Source organism: Crystallibacter degradans (genome assembly GCF_012952295.1).
In the GTDB taxonomy this organism is placed as follows: domain Bacteria; phylum Actinomycetota; class Actinomycetes; order Actinomycetales; family Micrococcaceae; genus Crystallibacter; species Crystallibacter degradans.
Window position 1 is genome coordinate 126,464 of record NZ_JABBCH010000002.1, and the last position, 19,521, is coordinate 145,984.

Consider the following 19,521-nt stretch of genomic DNA (forward strand, 5'->3'; position numbering starts at 1 on the left):
GCCGGTCACAGTTTGGGCAGGTACGCGGCCGCTTCGTCATGGGTCAGACCGGTTGCTTCGAGGAGGTCGACCATGAGCGGGCGGAAGACGAGGACCAGGCCTTCACCTTCCAGCTTCTGGATGCCTAGGGTCTTCGGATGCAGGAGGGTGGCCACGGCGGCCAGTTCGTTCCGGGCAGAGCTGAGCCTGCGCTCGCGTGCCGCGGCGTCCGGATCCGAGAGGCCGGCGGACAGCACCTCGACGGCGTCCGCGGCTTCCAGCAGCACCTCGCTGAAGGATTCGATGGCGTCGTCCGTCATCGCTGCATGGTTGATGGCCGAGGTCAGGCGCCGGGAGAAGACCCGGCTGTTGCGCATCGCCAGGTCAATCATCTCCGCAGACTTCTGCAGGTCGCCCACTTCTTCGCGGTGGCGGCGGTAGGCGGGGGAAATACGGGCCACTTCCCGCGCGCCGGAGAAAGACGTGCGGACCTCGTCGATCAGCTTCTGCGAGGCGCGGGCACGGACCAGGGCGTGCCAGGCCAACGTGGAGTCGCTGCGGCTGAGCGCATTGGAGCATTCGCGCAGCACCGACGCAAGCTCGCTGAGTAGCTTCTGCAGGTTCGTTTTGGGAGCGGACCGCGGGTCGCCCGGGATCAGCATGGTCACTACCAGCGCCAGGACGCCGCCGACCACGGCGTCCAGGCTCCTGGTGAACGGTCCGCCGTCGGGAGCCGGCAACAGTACTACCAGTACGGACTGGATGCCCATCTGGGTCGAGAAGATGGACCCGCTGTCCAGGAAACGCGCCAGCAGGATGGAAATCAACAGAACGATTGCTGCCTGCCAGATTCCGGAGCCGAGGAAATGCAGGAGCAGGTCACCGACGGCGATGCCCAGGGTGCAGCCGATGGCCACTTCCATAACCTTGCGGAAACGCGGACCGGTGGCGAACCCCAAGGCTACCAGCGACGCCGTTGCCGCGAACAGCGGGCCCTCGTGGCCCAGGAGCTGCTCGGCGATCACGTAGGCGGCGACGGCACAGAGTGTCATCCGAGCAGCCGGAAACAGTGAAGCCTTGCTCCGGCTGAAACCCACGCGGGTGCGGGTGCGCAGGAAAGTACGGGCTCGGGAGAGAGGGCCGCCGGTACTCATGGGTTCAGTCTAGGCGGGAAGCCGGGGGCCTCCGGAACTGTGCCGCTGTGCGTCGCCGGAGCGCCGGGATGGGCAAAGGCGCAGGGGCCCTCTAATACGATTTCCATCACAAAAGCAACAGCATCAGCGGCGATGTTAGCGAATAGCCCGCATCTGTTCACTTTCCGTTCATTTTCACCCGTCAATCTCGTTACCTGACACGAATAGCTTCGTAGAAGTACGAAACCGCACGGCCCTAACCGCGCATTTCGTCCATCTCGTTTGCTAACCCTGAAAGGGACCCAAAGTGAAGGCATTCCGCTTCGGCCGCGCGGCCGCAGTACTTTCCGTAGCAGCACTGGCCCTGACCGCCTGCGGCTCCGACAACGCCACCGGCTCGCAGGCGCAGGCCGGCGGCAGTGCCGCGGCAGCCGAAAGCGTCTCCGGCACCCTGTCCGGCGCCGGCGCTTCTTCCCAGGACGCAGCCATGCAGGCTTGGATGGCCGGTTTCCAGGGGCAGAATCCGGAAGCCACCGTGCAGTACTCCCCGGACGGCTCGGGGGCCGGCCGCGACAACTTCCTGGCCGGCGGCGTGCAGTTTGCCGGTTCCGATGCCTACATGGACGAGGAGGAACTGGAGAAGTCCAAGGAGGTGTGCGGACCCGAGGGAGCCTTCCACATCCCGGGTTACGTATCTCCGATCGCTGTTGCCTTCAACCTTGAGGGTGTTGACGAGCTAAACCTCGATGCCGAGACCATCGCCAAGATCTTCCGCGGCGAAATCAGCAACTGGAACGACGACGCGATCGTCACCCTGAACGAGGGCGTGGAACTGCCGGACACCCCCATCACGGTGGTCCACCGCGCCGATGACTCGGGCACCACCGAGAACTTCGTGGAGTACCTGGCCGCCGCCGCTCCCGAGGTCTGGACCGACGAGCCGTCCGATGCCTGGCCCGCCGACATCGTCGCCGAGAACGCCCAGGGCACTTCGGGCGTCGTATCCGCCGCCAGCGCCACCGATGGTGCCATCACCTACGCCGATGCTTCCGCCGTCGGCGATCTGGGCACCGTCAAGGTCAAGGTCGGCGAAGAGTTCGTCGGCTACAGCCCGGAAGCCGCGGCCAAGGCCGTCGAGGTTGCCACGCCTGTCGAGGGCCGCAGCGACATCGACATGTCCCTGGACCTCAAGCGCGACACCAGCGAATCCGGTGCCTACCCGATTGTGCTCGTTTCGTACCACATCTACTGCACCGCTTACGATAACCAGGAGACCGTTGACCTGGTCAAGGCGTTCGGCAACTATGTGATCAGCGAAGAAGGCCAGCAGGTTGCTGCCGACTCCGCAGGCAGTGCGCCGATCTCCGAAACCCTGCGCGAGCAGGCCCAGACTGCTATCGAATCCATCACGGTGGCCTCGTAGCACCACGTACCCAGGGGAGCCCCGCCGTCGGACTAATGACGTGCGGGGCGCACCCGTGTCAGGGAGCCGACGTTGCCCCCGTGGACAAAACAGTGAAAACTGACAAAGCCAGACCGCTAGACAACAGGGAGCCCGAAGGGTTGTGAAGTGTCCAACACATTGACAGAAAGCGGCAGCAGAGGCCGTGCCGGAGATAAGGTATTCTCCGGCATCGCATTGTTCGCTGGCTGCCTGATTCTCTTCGTCCTTTTCTGCGTGGCGGTATTCCTGCTGTGGCAGGCCCTTCCAACGTTTACCGCGGATCCAGCCGAAATCACCGGCGGCAGCGGTTTCTGGACCTACATCTGGCCGATTGTGATCGGCACGCTTATCGCCGCAGCCATTGCGCTGCTGATCGCTACCCCGATTTCCATTGGCGTGGCGCTGTTCATCTCGCACTACGCCCCGCGGAAGCTGTCCCAGGGGCTCGGCTACGTCATCGACCTGCTCGCCGCCATCCCATCGGTGGTTTACGGCGCGTGGGGCATGACCGTGCTGGCGCCGGCCCTGGTGGGCCCGTACGTCTGGCTCGCGGAGAATGCCGGCTGGATCCCGATCTTCGCGGGCCCGGCGAGCCAGACCGGCAAAACCATGCTGACCGCCGGCATCGTGCTCTCCGTCATGGTGCTGCCGATCATCACCTCGCTCAGCCGGGAAATCTTCCTGCAGACGCCCAAGCTGCACGAGGAGGCCGCTCTGGCCATGGGTGCCACGCGCTGGGAAATGATCCGGATGACCGTGTTCCCGTTCGCCCGCGCCGGCATCATCAGTGCCATCATGCTGGGCCTGGGCCGTGCCCTGGGCGAAACGATGGCCGTTGCCATGGTGCTCTCCGGCGGCGGCCTGATCGCCAGCCTGATCAAGAGCGGCAACCAGACCATCGCGGCCGAAATCGCACTGAACTTCCCGGAGGCTTTCGGGCTGCGCCTGGCGGAGCTGATTGCCGCCGGCCTGGTCCTGTTCGTCATCACCCTGGCCGTGAACATGGTCGCCCGCTGGATCGTTAGCCGTCACAAAGAATTCTCGGGGGCAAACTAATGTCACAGACCGCTACGCGCACGCCTTCGCCGCTGCGTAAGAACACGCTGACCAAGAACCAGTTGCCGAAGTGGGCCATCTGGGCCGTGCTGGCCGGCTCGCTGGTACTGGGCGCTGCCGTTTCCTCCCTGATCGGCTTCCATGTGGTCGGCTGGGCGTTGTTCTCCGCCGTGATCTTTGTGATCGCCGGGTTCCTGGTCACGCTGTCAGTTGAGGGTGAGCGCAAAGCCAAGGACCGCTTCGCTTCCAACATGATCTACGCGGCGTTCATCGTCGCTCTGGTGCCGCTGGTCTCCGTCATCTGGACTGTCCTGGAAAAGGGCCTTCCCGGCATGACCTCCAACTTCCTGTTCACCTCCATGAACGGCATGACCGGCGTGGTAGACAACGAGACCGTCGAGAACGGCACCCCGGTGCTCGGCGGCGCCTACCACGGCATCGTCGGTACGGTCCTGATCACCTTCTGGGCGACCGTCATATCGGTGCCGGTGGGGCTGCTGACCGCCGTCTACCTCGTCGAGTACAGCCGGGGCGGCCCGCTCTCCCGCGGCATCACGTTTTTCGTCGACGTCATGACCGGCATCCCGTCCATCGTGGCCGGTCTGTTCGCGGCGGCGCTCTTCGGACTGATCTTCGGCCCGTCCACGCGTACCGGCTTCGTCGCCGCCGTCGCATTGTCCGTGCTGATGATCCCCGTAGTGGTGCGTTCCACCGAGGAAATGCTCAAGATCGTGCCCAACGAGCTGCGCGAAGCCTCCTATGCCCTGGGCGTGCGCAAATGGCGCACCATCATCAAGGTCGTGGTGCCGACGGCGATCTCCGGTATTGCTTCCGGTGTCACGCTGGCGATAGCCCGGGTTATCGGCGAAACCGCTCCGCTGCTGGTCACCGCAGGCTTCGTCAACAGCATCAACTTCAACGCGTTTGCGGGCTGGATGACCACCCTGCCGACGTTCATCTACCGGCAGCTGATGAACCCCACCTCGCCGACGAACATCGATCCGAGTGCCCAGCGGGCGTGGGCGGCGGCGCTGCTGCTGATCCTGATCGTCATGCTGCTGAACCTCATCGCCCGGGTTATCGCCCGCCTCTTCGCCCCCAAGACCGGCCGCTAAGCTACCACCTGCGTCCAAGAGAAGGAACACTATGTCCAAGCGTATCGACGTCAATGATCTGAACGTCTACTACGGAAATTTCCGGGCCGTTGAAGGCGTGAACATCAACATCGAGGCTCGGTCCGTCACCGCGTTCATCGGCCCCTCCGGTTGCGGCAAATCCACCTTCCTGCGGACCCTGAACCGGATGCATGAGGTGCTTCCGGGAGCCCGGGTCGAGGGCGAAGTACTCCTGGATGGGGAAAACCTCTACGGGCCCGGCGTCGATCCGGTCACCGTGCGCAGCCAGATCGGCATGGTTTTCCAGCGCCCGAACCCGTTCCCCACCATGTCCATCCGGGACAATGTCCTGGCGGGCGTGAAGCTGAACAACAAGCGGATCAGCAAGTCGGATGCGGACGCACTCGTGGAGAAGTCGCTGACCGGCGCCAACCTGTGGAACGAGGTCAAGGACCGCCTGGACAAGCCGGGCTCCGGCCTCTCCGGCGGCCAGCAGCAGCGTCTGTGCATTGCGCGCGCCATTGCCGTCTCCCCGCAGGTGATCCTGATGGACGAGCCGTGCTCGGCCCTGGACCCGATCTCGACGCTTGCCATCGAGGACCTGATCGAGGAACTCAAGACCGAATACACCGTGGTGATCGTGACCCACAATATGCAGCAGGCCGCCCGCGTCTCGGACAAGACAGCGTTCTTCAACATTGCCGGCACCGGCAAGCCCGGCAAACTGATCGAATACAACGACACGCCCACCATCTTCAACAACCCGAGCGAGAAGTCCACGGAAGACTACGTCTCCGGCCGCTTCGGCTAACCAGAGCGCCCCGGTACCCAACCGGCGTCTGCACAGCGGTCCACGGCGGCACCCGGCGGTTTACCCGCCAGCCGGGTGCCGCCGTCGTGCTTTGGCGGAAGCTACAGCAGCGGGTCCAGCGCCAGGTAGAAGACCGCGCCCATGATTGCCGTCGCGACGGCGGTCAGGATCCAGGTCAGGAAAACCCGGTTCGCGACGCGCCAGCGGACGGCGTCGAAGCGCTGATTGGCGCCCGCGCCCAGGATGGCGGAGGTCATGGTGTGCGTGCTGGAAAGCGGGATGTGCAGGGCAATCGCGCCGAAGAACAGCATGGCCGAACTCACGCCTTGTGCCACCGCACCGCGCAGCGGGTCCATCCTCACCAGCCGGTAGCCCAGCGTGTGCGAGAGGCGCCAACCGCCAAACAAGCTGCCGGCGGCCAGCAGGGTCGCCGCGAACAGCTGCACCCACAGCGGCATCCGGTCCCCGGTATCCAGCCCCGCAGCGACCAGCGCCAACAGCAGCACGGCCATGGTCCGCTGTCCGTCCTGGAGCCCGTGCCCCAAGGCAAAAGCACCCGCGAGGATGGATTGGGTCATCCGGTTCGTCTCGTTGGCCCGTTTGGGTGCCGTGTAGCGCGAAATCCAGGTCAGCGGAAACACCACAACGTAGGAGATGGCGAAGGCGATGACGGGGGTGAGCAGCAGCGGCAGGACAATCTGCGTGCCGATGAAGTTCTCCCCGGCGATGATGTTGTGCCCGCCGAGGAAGGCGGAGGCCGCGCCGGAGCCCACCAGCCCGCCCACAAGGGCGTGCGTGGACGAGGAAGGCATCCGCCGCCACCAGGTGTAGATTCCCCAGCCGCAGGCGCTTAGGAGGCCGGCTATGAGGATGCCGAGGCCTTCAGGCCCTTCCGGCAGGCCGATCCAAGCCTCGCTGACCAGCAGGGCCAGGCCGGTGGAGATCATCGCACCGGCAAAGTTGAAAAAAGCCACAAGAACGACGGCGATGCTCGGCGTGAGTGCGCGGGTGCGGACGGCGGTGGCTACGGCGTTGGATACGTCATGGAAACCGTTGATGAAGGCGAAGGATCCGGCGAAGACGACAACTACTGCGAACAGGAACAGCTCCACCTACGATTCCTTGATCAGTATCTGGCCTACGTGGTTCGAAACGCGCCGCAAGTCCTTGGTGACTTCCACGAGCTGATTGGCGACGTCCCGGTGGCGCAGGTAGTTGGGGGTCTTCAGCTCCTTTTGCGCCTCCGCGGTCCAGTTGCGGTGGGTCCGCTCCGCGCGCTTGGCCAGCCGGAGCATTTCCACGTAGTACTCATCCAGATCCAGCAGGGAACTCAGCCGTCCCATCGCGTCCCGGGTCAGCTCCGACATGCGGGCGATGACCTCCAGCTGCTCCGACGCTCTGGTGGAAAGCCGTTTGACCCGGTTCAGGGCGATCAGTTCGGCGGCGCCGTCGAGCTTTTCGTAGGCCTCCACGATGTACCGGGAGATTTGGAACAGGTCCTCGCGGGGCAGGGGCGTGATGAAGCTGGTCCGTACGTGTGTCATCAGCGCGAAGTGAAGCTCGAAAACCTTGGCGTCATGCTGGTGCAGTTCTTCGGCCAGGCGATCGTAGTCATCTGCCGACGCGCCGAGGATCTCGGAGAGCGTGGTGACGCCGTGGGGGATTTGACCCGCCATCTCGGTCAGCAGATCCAGGCTCTTGTTCTCCTGGGGGAAGAGGCTTAGCTTCACTGTTTCACCGAAAGTCTCTAGCTGTGGAAGAAATCTGCGGAGCTGAGGACGTCCGCAAGGCTAAGAGTATCGCCTGAAAGTGAACAAGAATAATGGTGCCGAACTGGGAGCGCCTCTCGGCGGATGGCCGCTCGAAGCGGCTAAAAGTTGGAGCCCGGGGCTGCCACAGTTCGACACCACCTTCAGTTTTCTACGCCGGAGCATCGATGTCAACCACCGCGGAATAACGGGGAAAAAACGCTAAATCTGCTGGAAAATCGGGCCGGGCAGGGCTAACATGCCCCGCGCCCGGCGACGGTGCGATACCGGTGCTGCGGTGCTGTGAGGGACTGGCTGCAGCCCTAGTCCAACTCGCCGCGGCGCCAGGCAACGGCCGCCGCTTCGAGGTCCTCTGCCGTCTTGATCAGGCGGTGGGAGCTCTGTGTGAGTTTTGCTGCATGGTTCTCGTTGGCGGGTTCGGCAGCGTCTGCGTGGTGCGTCTGGCCAAGGGCCACAACGCGGCAGAACGCAGCGGATCGGTCCAACGCGATGTCGAATTCGCCGTCGAAGGCTCCGGACAGAATGGTGTCCGCCATCCTGGTGACTTCGTCCGCCCCGGGAGGTTCGGCGACACCGGCCACCACCTTGGACACTTCAGCGACGTCCTTGCCGGCCTTAAAGAAGGCGGACATGCGCTCGGGGTTCTGCTGGGTGGCGGTGCGCAGGGCGTAGAGCCGCCAGAGCGCGCCGGGCAGCGACCGTGCGGGGCTCTCCGCCCACATTTCCGCGATGGCTTCGAGGCCCTGCTGATCCGCCAGCTTGACCAGCCGCTTGGTGATCTCGGGATCATCCGATTCCCGGCCGTGGTGGACCAGTGCCTGCGCTGCCAGATGGGCCGCTTCGGAAACCCGTGCCGGGTCCGCCCCGCCGGTGAATCCTTCGAAGTCCAACGGAGCAAATGGCTTTGGCTTATGCGGCCGCGGTGCGTCAATTCCGTTGTTTCCGTCCATGCCATGACGATACTCCTACGGTTCATATCGGTCGAGGACCGGCGATTCATCTGTAGGGGCATGGGTGCGATAAAGTAAGTAGCGGTCAATTTGGTCCGGGTCTTGCATCCGGCCGGATGGCTGGCGGGCCTTTAGCTCAGTTGGTAGAGCATCGGACTTTTAATCCGCGGGTCGCGGGTTCGATCCCCGCAGGGCCCACCGCTGCAGCACCCCTGCCAGACGATATGTCGGGCAGGGGTGCTGCCCTTTAACCAGGGCTTCCGAGGTGCGTTAACCGGCCGTTCGCGTGGCCGGCGCTCCCCGGAACCCACCCTTTTGGCCCGATGTGTCGATTTTGTCACACCGCAAATGTCACGGAATGGTAACGATAATTATTGCGACGATCTCCGCCGTCGTCATTTCGCCGATTGCCAATCAAAATAAGGCCAAACCCGGAATGTACCGAAGAGGCTCCGGTAACCCCCTGGACGGCCAAAACCTGTCAAATCCGCCGATGTCAGGTTGATTATCATCCAGATCTCGTTACGGTCGAATAGATGGTTCAAGAACTCGCAGAAACCCAGACACGTCCGAGGCTAGAAGCAAAATTCCGTAAACCAACCCTGAATGACGGCGCCGCGCTGTGGCGCATGGCGAAGGACTCCCAGGTCCTGGATTTGAATTCGTCCTATTCCTACTTGCTGTGGTGCCGCGACTTCGCGGAGACGTCAGTCGTCGCCACCATTGATGATGAACCGGCCGGTTTTGTTACCGGCTACGTACGCCCCGATGAGCCGGGCACCCTCATGGTGTGGCAGGTTGCCGTCAACCAAGCGTTCCGAGGTCAGAAACTCGCCGCCACCATGCTCGACGAGTTGGCCGCACGGCTGGATTCCGACTTCGTCGAAACGACGATCACCGACGACAACGCTGCATCAATGCGGCTGTTCTCCAGCTTTGCCGAGCGCCGGAATGTTCCGCTGGAGCGCGATCCCCTGTTTACCCGGAGCATGTATCCCGACGGCCATGACACGGAATTCCTGTTCCGGATCGGCCCGCTGAACTAGGTAATCAATCCTTGTTCGTCCTGCTTTTCTCCGCAGTTTTGCTCCAGCACAAATTTTGTTAATCCGCGGCTGCGTTGCGCGTACCTCCCAAGAGGTTGCAGCGGCCGCACCACATGAAGGAAGTACTTTCTCATGACTGATATTTTTGAAACGCTTGAATCAGAGGTCCGTGGATATTGCCGCAGCTGGCCCGCCGTTTTCGAACGCTCGCAGGGCAGCACCATGTACGCCGAAGACGGCAAGGAATACCTTGACTTCTTTTCCGGCGCCGGCGCGCTGAACTACGGCCACAACAACCCGCTGCTGCTCGAGCCGCTGCTGGACTACCTGCGCAGCGGCGCCGTGGTGCACTCGCTGGACATGAAGACCCCGGCCAAGCGCCGTTTCCTGGAAACCTTTCAGGAGGTCATCCTCAAGCCGCGCGGCATGGACCACAAGGTCATGTTCCCCGGCCCCACCGGCACCAACTCGGTCGAGGCGGCCCTCAAGCTGGCCCGCAAGGTCACCGGGCGCCAGCACATCCTCAGCTTCACCAACGCGTTCCACGGCATGACGCTGGGCTCGCTGTCCGTCACGGGCAACTCGATGAAGCGCAAGGGTGCCGGCATCCCGCTGACCAACAGCTCCAAGATTCCCTACGACGATTACTTCGACGGCGAGACCGCGGACTTCCTGTGGCTGGAGCGCGTGCTCGAAGACAGCGGTTCCGGCGTGGATAAGCCCGCCGCCGTCATCGTGGAGACCGTCCAGGGCGAAGGCGGCCTCAACGCCGCGCGCCTGACCTGGCTCAAGGGCCTGTCCGAGCTGTGCAAGAAGCACGACATCCTGCTGATCGTCGACGATGTCCAGGCCGGCTGCGGCCGCACCGGTACGTTCTTCAGCTTCGAGGACGCCGGCTTCACCCCGGACATCATCTGCCTGTCCAAGTCCATCTCCGGCTTCGGCCTGCCGATGGCGCTGACCCTGTTCCGTCCGGAACTCGATGTCTGGGAGCCGGGCGAGCACAACGGAACGTTCCGCGGCCACAACCCGGCCTTCGTCACCGGCACCGCTGCACTGAACACCTACTGGCGCGACGACGCCTTCCAGCAGCAGGTCGCTGCGCGCATCGCCCAGCTGCACGACGGTCTGGAGCGCCTCGCCGCTACGGTTGACGGCGCCAGCGTCCGCGGCCGCGGCCTGCTGGCAGGTGTGTTCTTCCCGGACACCGAGACCGCCGGCAAGATTGCAGCCGCTGCCTACGAACGTGGCCTGCTGGTGGAAACCTCCGGCCCCGAGAGCGAAGTTGTCAAGCTTATGCCGGCACTGACGATCACCGCCGTGGAACTGGAGCGCGGTCTCGAGATCCTGCTCGACGCTGCCAGCACCGTCACCGGTGCACGCGAACTGGTCGGTGCGCTCTAACCAGCGCCGCTGCCCGAAGATTTACGCCCCCAAGACCTAAGGAGCATCCATGCTTGTTACCAACCTGAACGATCTGAACGACACCGATCGCGACGTGAAGTCCGAAACCTGGCGCAGCCGCCGCATGGTGCTGGCCGGCGAAGGCGTAGGCTTCTCGTTCCACGACACCGTGATCTACGCCGGTACGACGTCGACGTTCCACTACGCGAACCACATCGAAGCCGTCTACTGCGTGCAGGGTGAAGGTACCCTGACCAACGAGGTCACCGGTGAAGTCCACGAAATCAAGGACGGCACCATGTACCTGCTGGATGGCAACGAGAAGCACACCGTGCGCGCCACTACGGAACTGCGCATGGCCTGCGTGTTCAACCCGCCGGTTACCGGACGCGAAGTCCACGACGAGAACGGCGTCTACCCGCTGGTGGTTGAAGAACCAGCCAACTAAGACCCCCGGTCAGGTAAAAAGTCCGATCAGCCCCAAGCTGGCCGGGCTTTTTCCTTATCGGTAGCAAAAAAGAGAACGAGGAGGATAGGAATGACTGCAACAGCAGAACCGCGCATTGATGTTTATCCGACACGTGTGGCAGGAAAGCCCAGCGTCCAGACCCGTGAAGACAAGGTTGTCTGGGGAACTGCGGCTGAGGGTCCCATGGATGAGGCCACGCTCGCCGGTTACGAGGAAAAAGGCTACCTCACCATCGAGCAACTCATCACGCCGGAGGAACTCAAGACCTTCCGGGCCGAACTGAAGCGGCTTTCCGAAGATCCGGTGGTCCGCGCGGACGAGCGCACTATCGTGGAGGCCAAGTCGCAGGAAGTCCGCTCGATCTTCGAGGTACACAAGACCAGCGAGGTCTTCAAACGGATCGCCAACGACCCGCGGGTGGTCGGCCGGGCCAAGCAACTGCTGGGCTCAGATGTGTACATCCACCAGTCCCGCGTGAACTTCAAACCCGGTTTCGAGGGCAAGGACTTCATGTGGCACTCCGACTTCGAGACCTGGCACGCCGAGGACGGCATGCCGCGGATGCGCGCCGTGAGCATCTCGATCTCGTTGACGGACAACTACTCCTTCAACGGGCCGCTGATGATCATGCCCGGCTCCCACAAGGAGTACATCTCCTGCGACGGCAATACGCCGGAGGACAACTACAAGAAGTCCCTCGTGATGCAGGGCGCCGGCGTCCCGGACAAGGGAATCCTGACCGAGTTCGCCGACCGCTTTGGCATCGATGTGCTCGAAGGCAAGGCCGGCGGAGCGATCATGTTCGATTGCAACTGCATGCACGCATCGAACGGGAACGTCACGCCGTTCTCCCGCTCCAACGTCTTCATCGTCTTCAACAGTGTGGAGAACACCTGTGAAGAACCGTACTCCGCCGGCGCACCGCGTCCGGAGTTCGTCGGGGCAACAGACTTCACGCCCGCAGGCTGATAGCAAGAGTCCGTCTGAAACGGCTGCGGCCCGTCTGGCAAAGGCGGGCCGCAGCTGGTTAAATCCTGGAGCCTAGCGGCGTGGGCTGGTGTAGGTGCCCGCTACCTGCTCAGCGGTCTGCTCCAGCACCCGGCGGAACGCCAGGATGGCCGGCCGGTGAGCGCTGGCGTGGCGGACGGAGGTGAAGACCGTACGCCGCGGCTGACCGGGAAGCTCCAGCAGTTCGCAGCTGGTGCTTCGGCCGGTCCAGACCAAGTCGGGCATGAAGGCTACGGCGTTGCCGGATTCGATCAGGCGGATCTGGGCCTGCAGGTCCGCGGTCTCGTAACGCACGTCCGGTTCGAAGCCGGCGGTGCGGCAGGCCTGTTCCGCCCAGTGGCGGGAGGCTGCGCCGCGCGGCTCCATCACCCATGGCAGGTTGCGGGCATCGTCCACCGAGGCAACGGTGCGGCGGCTGCTGCCCTGCGGCGGGACGGCGAGCCGGATGGCATCCGTGGTGAGCCTGGTCCGGTCCAGCTCAGGGTGGTGCGGGGCCGCATGCCCGGGGTACTGCTCAGCGACCACCAGGTCGAAGTCCCGGGCCCAGGTTTCATACAGCGCGGTTTCCGGTTCCCGCTGCACCATCTCGATCCGCACCTCCGGATAGCCGGCGTCCATGGCGCTCAGGGCATCGGGCATCAGCGCCAGCGCCGCGGACTGGAACACAGCCACGCGCACGGTGCCGGTAACGGTGGTCAGCGACGCGGCCAGGTCCGTCTCGGCCCGCTCCAGCGTCTGGAGCAGCTCGGCGGTGTGGGCCACGAGGACTTCGGCCTGCGGTGTCAGCTGCACTTTGCGCCCGGTCTTGCGCAGCAGCTCAACCCCGGCTTCCTTTTCCAGCAGTGCGAGTTGCTGGGATACGGAGGAGGGGCTGAAGTTCAGCGCCGCGGCGACTTCGGCGAGGGTCCCGCGGATCTTCAGCTCGCGCAAGAGCCGCAGCCTGCGTACGTCCAGCATGGCGCTCCTATTATTCGTAACAACCAACGGATAATGATCGGAAAACATCACTTTATCTAATCGAACGGCGGACGCATACTGGGGGAAGAAGGTACTAAAAGCCCCGTTCCAGAAGGAGCCGAAACGCCATGACCGATGTCCTGAAAGAGCCCGTCGCACAGCCCCAGGCGCTGGCCGACCAGCAGGTCCACGACCTGGCCGAGGATGCCATCGAACTGGTCCGCCACTGGCTGACCGAGGCGTCCAAGATCCCGGTTGATGCCTCCGCGCAGCAGTTGGCCGGGGTCCTGAAGGATCCCAACGGCCTGGAGTTCACGGTCGGCTTCGTCGACGGAGTGATCCGCCCCGAGGACCTCAACGTCGCTGCACGGAACCTTGCGGCGCTGGCGCCCAAGGTCCCGTCCTTCCTGCCCTGGTACATGCGCAGCGCGGTCCGCTTCGGCGGCGCCATGGCACCGGCTCTGCCGCAGGTGGTCATCCCGATTGCCCGCCGGGTGCTGCGCGAAATGGTGGGCCACCTGATCGTGGATGCCACCGATGCCAAACTCGGCCCTGCGATCGCCAAGATCAAGAAGCACGACGTCGGGCTGAACATTAATCTGCTCGGCGAGGCAGTGCTGGGCCGGCACGAGGCATCCCGACGGCTCGAGGGCACCCACAAACTGCTGGCGCGCGACGACGTCGACTATGTCTCCATCAAGGTCTCCTCCACGGTGGCCCCGCACTCGCCCTGGGCCTTCGACGAGACGGTTGAGTACGTCGTCGAAAGCCTGACGCCGCTGTACCGGCAGGCCGCGGACGCCGCCACACCCAAGTTCATCAACCTTGACATGGAGGAGTACAAGGACCTGGAGATGACCATCGCGGTCTTCACCCGGATCCTGGACAAGCCCGAGTTCAAGAACCTCTCCGGCGGCATCGTCCTGCAGGCCTACCTGCCGGACGCGCTGTCCGCAATGATGCGCCTGACCCAGTGGGCGCAGGCCCGCCGCGCCGCCGGCGGTGCCCCGATCAAGGTGCGCGTAGTCAAGGGCGCCAACCTGCCGATGGAGCAGGTTGAGGCCTCGCTGCATGACTGGCCGCTGGCAACGTGGGGCACCAAGCAGGATTCCGACACCAACTACAAGCGGATCATCAACTACTCGCTGCAGCCGGACCGTGTGGATGCCGTCCGCATCGGCGTGGCCGGCCACAATCTGTTCGACGTCGCCTTCGCCTGGCTCCTGGCCAAGCAGCGCGGCATCCCCGCCGAGCAGAAGGCGGTCGAGTTCGAGATGCTCCTCGGCATGGCGCAGGGGCAGGCCGAGGCGGTCAAGCGCGACGTCGGCTCGCTGCTGCTCTACACGCCCGTGGTGCAGCCGCAGGAATTCGACGTCGCCATCGCGTACCTGATCCGCCGGCTCGAAGAGGGGGCGAGCCAGGAAAACTTCATGTCCGCCGTTTTCGAACTGAGCGAAAACGAGGCGCTCTTCGAACGCGAGAAGCAGCGCTTCCTCGCCTCGCTGGCCAACCTGGACAACACCGTTCCGCTGCCCAACCGGCAGCAGGACCGCAACGTGGCGGAAGCCCCTGCTCCCCGGGACAGCTTCCGCAACACTCCGGACACGGACCCGTCCCTGCCGGCCAACCTCGACTGGGGGCGCGCCATCCTGGCCCGGGTGCCCGAGTCCACCCTGGGCATCGACGCCGTGGAAGCGGCAACCCTGCGGACCCCGGACCAGCTCGAAAAGGTGGTCGCGGCCGCCGTCGAGCGTTCGAAGGCCTGGGGCGACATGACCGGTGCCGAGCGCGCCGAGGTCCTCCACCTGGCGGGCGATAAGCTCGCCGCCAACCGGGCCCGGCTGATGGAAGTTGCCGCAGCCGAAGCAGGCAAGACGCTGGACCAGTCGGACCCGGAAGTTTCCGAGGCGATCGACTTCGCGCACTACTACGCCGAGCTGGCGCGCAAGCTGGACTCGGTGGACGGAGCCACCTTTGTCCCCTCGCGGCTGACCGTGGTGACGCCGCCGTGGAACTTCCCGGTGGCCATCCCCGCAGGATCCACGCTGGCAGCGCTCGCCGCGGGCTCCGCCGTCGTGATTAAACCGGCCAAGCAGGCCCGCCGCACCGGCGCGGTCATGGTCGAAGCCATCTGGGAGGCGTTCGATGAGGCCGGCATTCCGCGCGACGTGCTGCAGCTGGTGCAGCTGGAGGAACGGGACTTGGGCCGGCAGCTGATCTCCCATCCTGCCGTGGACCGCGTCATCCTCACCGGCGGCTACGAGACCGCCGAGCTGTTCCGCTCCTTTCGGCCTGACCTGCCGCTGCTGGCGGAGACCTCCGGCAAGAACGCCATCATCGTTACCCCCAGCGCGGACTTCGACCTGGCCGCCAAAGACGTGGTGCAGTCCGCGTTCGGCCACGCCGGGCAGAAGTGTTCAGCGGCCTCGTTGGTGATCCTGGTGGGCTCGGTGACGCAGTCGCCGCGGTTCCGCAACCAGCTGGTGGACGCGGTCACCTCGCTCAAGGTGGGCTATCCGGTGGATCCGTCTACCCAGATGGGTCCGGTGATCGAACCGGCCAACGGCAAACTGCTGGACGGGCTCACCAACCTCGGCGAAGGCGAAACCTGGCTGCTCAAGCCGGAGAAGCTGGACGAATCCGGCAAGCTCTGGAGCCCGGGTGTGCGCACCGGCGTTAAGCGCGGCTCGCACTACCACCTGACCGAGTTCTTCGGCCCGATCCTCGGCGTCATGACCGCCGAAACGCTCGAGGAGGCCGTGGCCATCCAGAACGAGATCGAGTACGGGCTGACCTCCGGACTGCACTCGCTGGACCCGGCCGAGCTGGACTACTGGCTGGAGAACATCCAGGCCGGCAACCTGTACGTCAACCGCGGCATCACCGGTGCGATTGTGCAGCGCCAGCCGTTCGGCGGCTGGAAGAAGTCGTCGGTGGGTGCCGGTACCAAGGCCGGCGGCCCCAACTATCTGGCCGGTTTGGGCGACTGGGAACCTGCCCGCAGCCACTCTGCCGCGGCCGTCTCCCATGACGGCGTCCGCCACCTGCTCGACGCGGCACGGCTTTCCCACACTGCGGTGTCCGCCGAGGACGCGGCGTTCCTGGAGCGATCGCTGTCCTCCGACGCCGAGGCCTGGGCCACCGAGTTCGGCGCCGCCAAGGACGTCACCGGGCTGAGCGCTGAGCGCAACGTCTTCCGCTACCTGCCGCTGCCGGTGACCGTTCGCCTGGCCGAGGGCGAGCCGCTGGCCAAGCTGGTCCGCGTGCTGGCCGCCGGCGTGTTGGCCGGGTCCGAGGTCAAGGTATCCACCGCCGTCGAACTTCCGGCCGCCCTGCGCGCCGTGGCGATCGATAAGGGCATCGAGGTCACCACAGAGAACGACGCCGAGTGGCTGGCTCGTGCGGCCCGGTTTACCGCCGGACGCATCCGGCTGATCGGCGGGAACGCCAAGGCGCTCGCCGAAGCTACCGGGGGGCGGGTGGACCTGGCGGTCTACGCGCACCCCGTCACCGAGGCCGGCCGGGTGGAAATGCTGCCCTTCCTCCACGAACAGGCCGTGAGCATCACCGCCCACCGCTTCGGTACCCCGAACCACCTCTCGGACGAATTGATCTAGGAGGCGGATCCCACCGGGGCAAAAACCTAGTCCAACGCCCGCCGGAGGACTACTATCAGTTCACCTTTAAGCTGCCCGGGGTTGCGGGGGACCCCGGGCAGAAAACTACCGACTCTAAGGTACGCACATGAGCAACCCTGATAGAAGCAAGTCGGTCCTCCGGCGGAAGCCGATCGACCTGGTTGAAGACGAGAACATCGACAGCGGGCTGTTCAAGAGCCTGGGTCTGTGGCAGCTGACCGCAATCGGCGTCGGCGGCATTATCGGTATCGGCATCTTCACGCTGGCCGGCTTGGTGGCCAACGGTGGCGAAGACGCCGACCCGGTGGGGCCCGGCGTCACGATCTCGTTCCTGATCGCAGGCCTGGCTAGCGCCGCCGCCGCCCTGTCCTACGCCGAGTTCGCCGGCATGATTCCCCGCGCCGGCTCCGCCTACACCTACGGCTATGTGGCCCTGGGCGAAATCATCGGCTGGTTCATCGGCTGGGACCTGCTGCTGGAGTACACCGCCATCGTGGCGGTGGTGGCCATCGGCATCTCCGGATACTTCGCGGAGTTCATGTCCGGCATCGGTGTAGACGTTCCCATCTGGATGCAGGGTACGGCGGACACCATCGAGGGCGGGATAGTAAATCTGCCGGCCATCGTGGTCTGCCTGTTCATCACCTGGATCCTGAGCCGGGGCACCAAGACATTCGGCCGGTTCGAACTGGTTGCAGTGGGGCTCAAGGTCCTGTTGATCCTGTTCATCATCGGACTCGGTTTCTTCTTTGTCGACGTCGATAACTACACGCCGTTCATGCCCTCAGGTTTCGGCGCTGTCTTCGCCGGCGCGGCCACGGTGTTCTTCGCGGTCTTCGGTTACGACGCGATGAGCACGGCGGCGGAAGAAGCCGTGGACGGCAAGAAACACATGCCCAAGGCGATCCTGCTCTCGCTGGCAATCGCCATGACGCTCTACGTGCTGGCGACGCTGGTGCTGACGGGGATGGAGAACTACACCGAAATCAGCCCCACGGCGGGCTTCGCTTCCGCGTTCCAAGCAGTGGGACTGCCGGTTATCGCCACCATCATTTCGGCCTTTGCCGTGGTTTCCATCCTGACTGTGATGCTGACCTTCCTGCTCGGCGTCACCCGAGTCTGGTTCTCGATGAGCCGCGACGGACTGCTGCCCACCTGGTTCGCCGCAACGGACCGGCACGGCACACCGCAGCGGGTCACCTGGATTGCCGGCATCGCCTCGGCTCTGCTGGCCGGTGTGTTCCCCATCCGAGCGGTGGCGGACCTCACCAACATCGGTATCCTCGCCGCCTTCGTGGTTGTCTGCGTGGCCGTGATCGTGCTGCGCCGCACCCGGCCCGACGTGCACCGCACGTTCAAACTGCCGTGGATGCCGGTGGTGCCCGCGTTCGGCGTGCTGGCCTCCGGATTCCTGATGCTGCAGCTGCACTGGGAGACGTGGATGAGGTTCGGCGTCTGGCTGGTAGTGGGCCTGATCATCTACTTCTTCTACGGCCGCCGGCACTCGCTGATGAACCCGGAAAGCCCGCGCCACGGCCGCCACAAGACCCGCACCTGACAGGGCGGCTGACGTTCTTCCCGGGCGGGTGAACCGCATACTGGGAACATGCAGCAGGACACCGTCAGGATCGCCACCTACAACGCCAGCCTCAACCGTGCGGCGAAGGGCCAGCTGGTGGCGGATCTGGCCACGCCGGGCCATGCGCAGGCGCGGAATATTGCCGAGGTGATCCAGCGGAACAACCCGGACATCCTGCTGCTCAACGAGTTCGACCACGACCAGGACCATGCAGCGGTGGACCTGTTCCGGGCGAACTACCTGGAGGTCGGCCAGCACGGCCAGGCTCCCGTGAGCTACCCGTACGCCTACACCGCCCCGTCCAACACCGGTGTTGACTCGGGGCTGGATCTGAATAACGACGGCGAACTGGGCACCGCCGATGATGCGTTCGGCTTCGGCGAATTCGAGGGGCAGTACGGCATGGTGGTGCTGTCCAAATTCCCGCTCCAGACGCCGGGCATCCGCACGTTCCAGACCTTCCGCTGGCAGGACATGCCGGGCAACCTGATGCCGGCGGACTACTACTCGGCCCAGGCGCAGGAAGCGCTGCGGCTCTCCAGCAAGTCCCACTGGGATGTGCCGGTGCGGATGGGCGGCAAGATGGTCCACCTGCTCGCCAGCCATCCGACGCCGCCGTCCTTCGACGGGGATGAGGACCGCAACGGGCGGCGGAACAATGACGAGATCCGCTTCTGGGCGGACTACGTCTCCGGCGGCAAGCGGGCCGGCTATATTTACGACGACGCCGGGCAGCATGGTGGCCTGAAGCCCGGCGAACGGTTCGTCATCCTGGGCGACCAGAACTCGGACCCGCGGGACGGCGATTCCTGGCCGGGGGCCATCGACCAGCTGCTGAAGCACCCGCGGGTCCAGGATCCGCAGCCGGCTTCACGGGGCGCGGTGGAGGCGGCGAGAAGCCAGGGAGGCAGCAACATCAGCCATCTGGGTGATCCGCGGCTGGACACGGCCGACTTCCAGGACGACCCGGCGCCCGGTAACCTGCGGGTGGACTACGTGCTGCCCTCCGAGAACCTCCACGTCGGCGGTGCCGGGGTCTTCTGGCCGGCGCCGGGCGAGCCGGGCGCAGACCTGACCGGCGAATTCCCGTTCCCCACCAGCGACCCCCGGCTAGTCTGGGTGGACCTGTTGCTTCCGAAAGGTCCAGCTTGACCGGACTTCGA

16 protein-coding genes and 1 tRNA gene are annotated in these 19,521 nt (G+C 64.6%); 12 read left to right on the forward strand and 5 right to left on the reverse strand.

The genetic code is table 11. The features are described 5' to 3' along the window. Positions 1-5: 5 nt before the first annotated feature. Positions 6-1,133, reverse strand: a complete 1,128-nt coding sequence (locus HGO92_RS04340) for an FUSC family protein (protein WP_169992283.1) — start codon at positions 1,131-1,133, stop codon at positions 6-8. Positions 1,134-1,419: 286 nt separating this feature from the next. Here HGO92_RS04340 and pstS point away from each other — a divergent pair, with 286 nt between their 5' ends. From pstS to pstB, 4 genes are all read left to right on the forward strand, one after another. Further along, positions 1,420-2,535: a phosphate ABC transporter substrate-binding protein PstS gene (gene pstS, locus HGO92_RS04345; protein ID WP_169992285.1), complete on the forward strand. Its 1,116-nt coding sequence runs from the start codon at positions 1,420-1,422 to the stop codon at positions 2,533-2,535. Positions 2,536-2,682: 147 nt separating this feature from the next. Next, positions 2,683-3,612: a phosphate ABC transporter permease subunit PstC gene (gene pstC, locus HGO92_RS04350; protein ID WP_169992287.1), complete on the forward strand. Its 930-nt coding sequence runs from the start codon at positions 2,683-2,685 to the stop codon at positions 3,610-3,612. Beyond that, positions 3,612-4,727, forward strand: coding sequence for a phosphate ABC transporter permease PstA (pstA, locus tag HGO92_RS04355; protein ID WP_169992288.1), 1,116 nt, complete (start codon positions 3,612-3,614; stop codon positions 4,725-4,727). The genes pstC and pstA overlap by 1 nt, the downstream gene beginning before the upstream one ends. Before the next feature lie 31 nt (positions 4,728-4,758). Then, positions 4,759-5,538, forward strand: coding sequence for a phosphate ABC transporter ATP-binding protein PstB (pstB, locus tag HGO92_RS04360; protein WP_074700195.1), 780 nt, complete (start codon positions 4,759-4,761; stop codon positions 5,536-5,538). 101 nt (positions 5,539-5,639) lie between these two features. Here the strand turns inward: pstB and HGO92_RS04365 are convergent, their stop codons facing one another. From HGO92_RS04365 to HGO92_RS04375, 3 genes are all read right to left on the reverse strand, one after another. Next, complete coding sequence (locus tag HGO92_RS04365) at positions 5,640-6,650, reverse strand: inorganic phosphate transporter (protein ID WP_169992290.1); 1,011 nt, start codon at positions 6,648-6,650, stop codon at positions 5,640-5,642. Then, positions 6,651-7,268, reverse strand: coding sequence for a DUF47 domain-containing protein (locus HGO92_RS04370; protein ID WP_074700193.1), 618 nt, complete (start codon positions 7,266-7,268; stop codon positions 6,651-6,653). A 341-nt stretch (positions 7,269-7,609) separates the two neighbouring features. Next, positions 7,610-8,257: a hypothetical protein gene (locus HGO92_RS04375; protein WP_169992291.1), complete on the reverse strand. Its 648-nt coding sequence runs from the start codon at positions 8,255-8,257 to the stop codon at positions 7,610-7,612. A gap of 125 nt (positions 8,258-8,382) precedes the next feature. On the opposite strand from HGO92_RS04375, the gene HGO92_RS04380 reads away from it, so the two are divergent. From HGO92_RS04380 to thpD, 5 genes are all read left to right on the forward strand, one after another. After that, a tRNA-Lys gene (locus HGO92_RS04380) sits at positions 8,383-8,455 on the forward strand. 338 nt (positions 8,456-8,793) lie between these two features. Beyond that, positions 8,794-9,303, forward strand: coding sequence for a diaminobutyrate acetyltransferase (gene ectA / locus HGO92_RS04385; protein WP_139003872.1), 510 nt, complete (start codon positions 8,794-8,796; stop codon positions 9,301-9,303). Positions 9,304-9,435: 132 nt separating this feature from the next. Then, a complete protein-coding gene (ectB, locus tag HGO92_RS04390; RefSeq protein WP_169992293.1) occupies positions 9,436-10,707 on the forward strand; it encodes a diaminobutyrate--2-oxoglutarate transaminase in 1,272 nt (423 codons plus the stop codon). A 49-nt stretch (positions 10,708-10,756) separates the two neighbouring features. After that, positions 10,757-11,155 carry an ectoine synthase gene (locus HGO92_RS04395; RefSeq protein WP_169992294.1) on the forward strand — a complete coding sequence of 133 codons (399 nt, stop codon included), beginning with the start codon at positions 10,757-10,759 and terminating at the stop codon, positions 11,153-11,155. 90 nt (positions 11,156-11,245) lie between these two features. Beyond that, entirely contained in the window at positions 11,246-12,145 is a 900-nt protein-coding gene (gene thpD / locus HGO92_RS04400) for an ectoine hydroxylase (RefSeq protein ID WP_169992296.1), read from the forward strand. 72 nt (positions 12,146-12,217) lie between these two features. Here thpD and HGO92_RS04405 read toward each other — a convergent pair whose 3' ends face one another. After that, complete coding sequence (locus HGO92_RS04405) at positions 12,218-13,141, reverse strand: LysR family transcriptional regulator (protein ID WP_169992297.1); 924 nt, start codon at positions 13,139-13,141, stop codon at positions 12,218-12,220. 128 nt (positions 13,142-13,269) lie between these two features. Between HGO92_RS04405 and HGO92_RS04410 the strand changes: the two genes are divergently transcribed. The 3 genes from HGO92_RS04410 (at position 13,270) to HGO92_RS04420 (ending at position 19,510) form a co-directional block, all read left to right on the forward strand. Beyond that, the gene (locus HGO92_RS04410; protein WP_169992299.1) at positions 13,270-16,758 is read left to right on the forward strand and encodes a bifunctional proline dehydrogenase/L-glutamate gamma-semialdehyde dehydrogenase; all 3,489 of its coding nucleotides are present in this window, start codon (positions 13,270-13,272) and stop codon (positions 16,756-16,758) included. A 127-nt stretch (positions 16,759-16,885) separates the two neighbouring features. After that, positions 16,886-18,337, forward strand: a complete 1,452-nt coding sequence (locus tag HGO92_RS04415; protein ID WP_169992301.1) for an amino acid permease — start codon at positions 16,886-16,888, stop codon at positions 18,335-18,337. 48 nt (positions 18,338-18,385) lie between these two features. Next, positions 18,386-19,510 (forward strand): endonuclease/exonuclease/phosphatase family protein, encoded by a 1,125-nt coding sequence (locus HGO92_RS04420; RefSeq protein ID WP_169992303.1) that lies wholly within the window; start codon positions 18,386-18,388, stop codon positions 19,508-19,510. Positions 19,511-19,521: the final 11 nt, after the last annotated feature.

Bases quoted from the DNA above. Each gene is read 5' to 3' on its own strand.
- HGO92_RS04410 (WP_169992299.1), top strand. From the start codon at position 13,270: ATGACCGATGTCCTGAAAGAGCCCGTCGCACAGCCCCAGGCGCTGGCC.
- HGO92_RS04340 (WP_169992283.1), bottom strand. From the start codon at position 1,133: ATGAGTACCGGCGGCCCTCTCTCCCGAGCCCGTACTTTCCTGCGCACC.
- pstB (WP_074700195.1), top strand. From the start codon at position 4,759: ATGTCCAAGCGTATCGACGTCAATGATCTGAACGTCTACTACGGAAAT.
- thpD (WP_169992296.1), top strand. From the start codon at position 11,246: ATGACTGCAACAGCAGAACCGCGCATTGATGTTTATCCGACACGTGTG.
- HGO92_RS04395 (WP_169992294.1), top strand. From the start codon at position 10,757: ATGCTTGTTACCAACCTGAACGATCTGAACGACACCGATCGCGACGTG.
- HGO92_RS04405 (WP_169992297.1), bottom strand. From the start codon at position 13,141: ATGCTGGACGTACGCAGGCTGCGGCTCTTGCGCGAGCTGAAGATCCGC.
- pstA (WP_169992288.1), top strand. From the start codon at position 3,612: ATGTCACAGACCGCTACGCGCACGCCTTCGCCGCTGCGTAAGAACACG.
- ectB (WP_169992293.1), top strand. From the start codon at position 9,436: ATGACTGATATTTTTGAAACGCTTGAATCAGAGGTCCGTGGATATTGC.
- HGO92_RS04415 (WP_169992301.1), top strand. From the start codon at position 16,886: ATGAGCAACCCTGATAGAAGCAAGTCGGTCCTCCGGCGGAAGCCGATC.
- HGO92_RS04420 (WP_169992303.1), top strand. From the start codon at position 18,386: ATGCAGCAGGACACCGTCAGGATCGCCACCTACAACGCCAGCCTCAAC.
- ectA (WP_139003872.1), top strand. From the start codon at position 8,794: ATGGTTCAAGAACTCGCAGAAACCCAGACACGTCCGAGGCTAGAAGCA.
- HGO92_RS04375 (WP_169992291.1), bottom strand. From the start codon at position 8,257: ATGGACGGAAACAACGGAATTGACGCACCGCGGCCGCATAAGCCAAAG.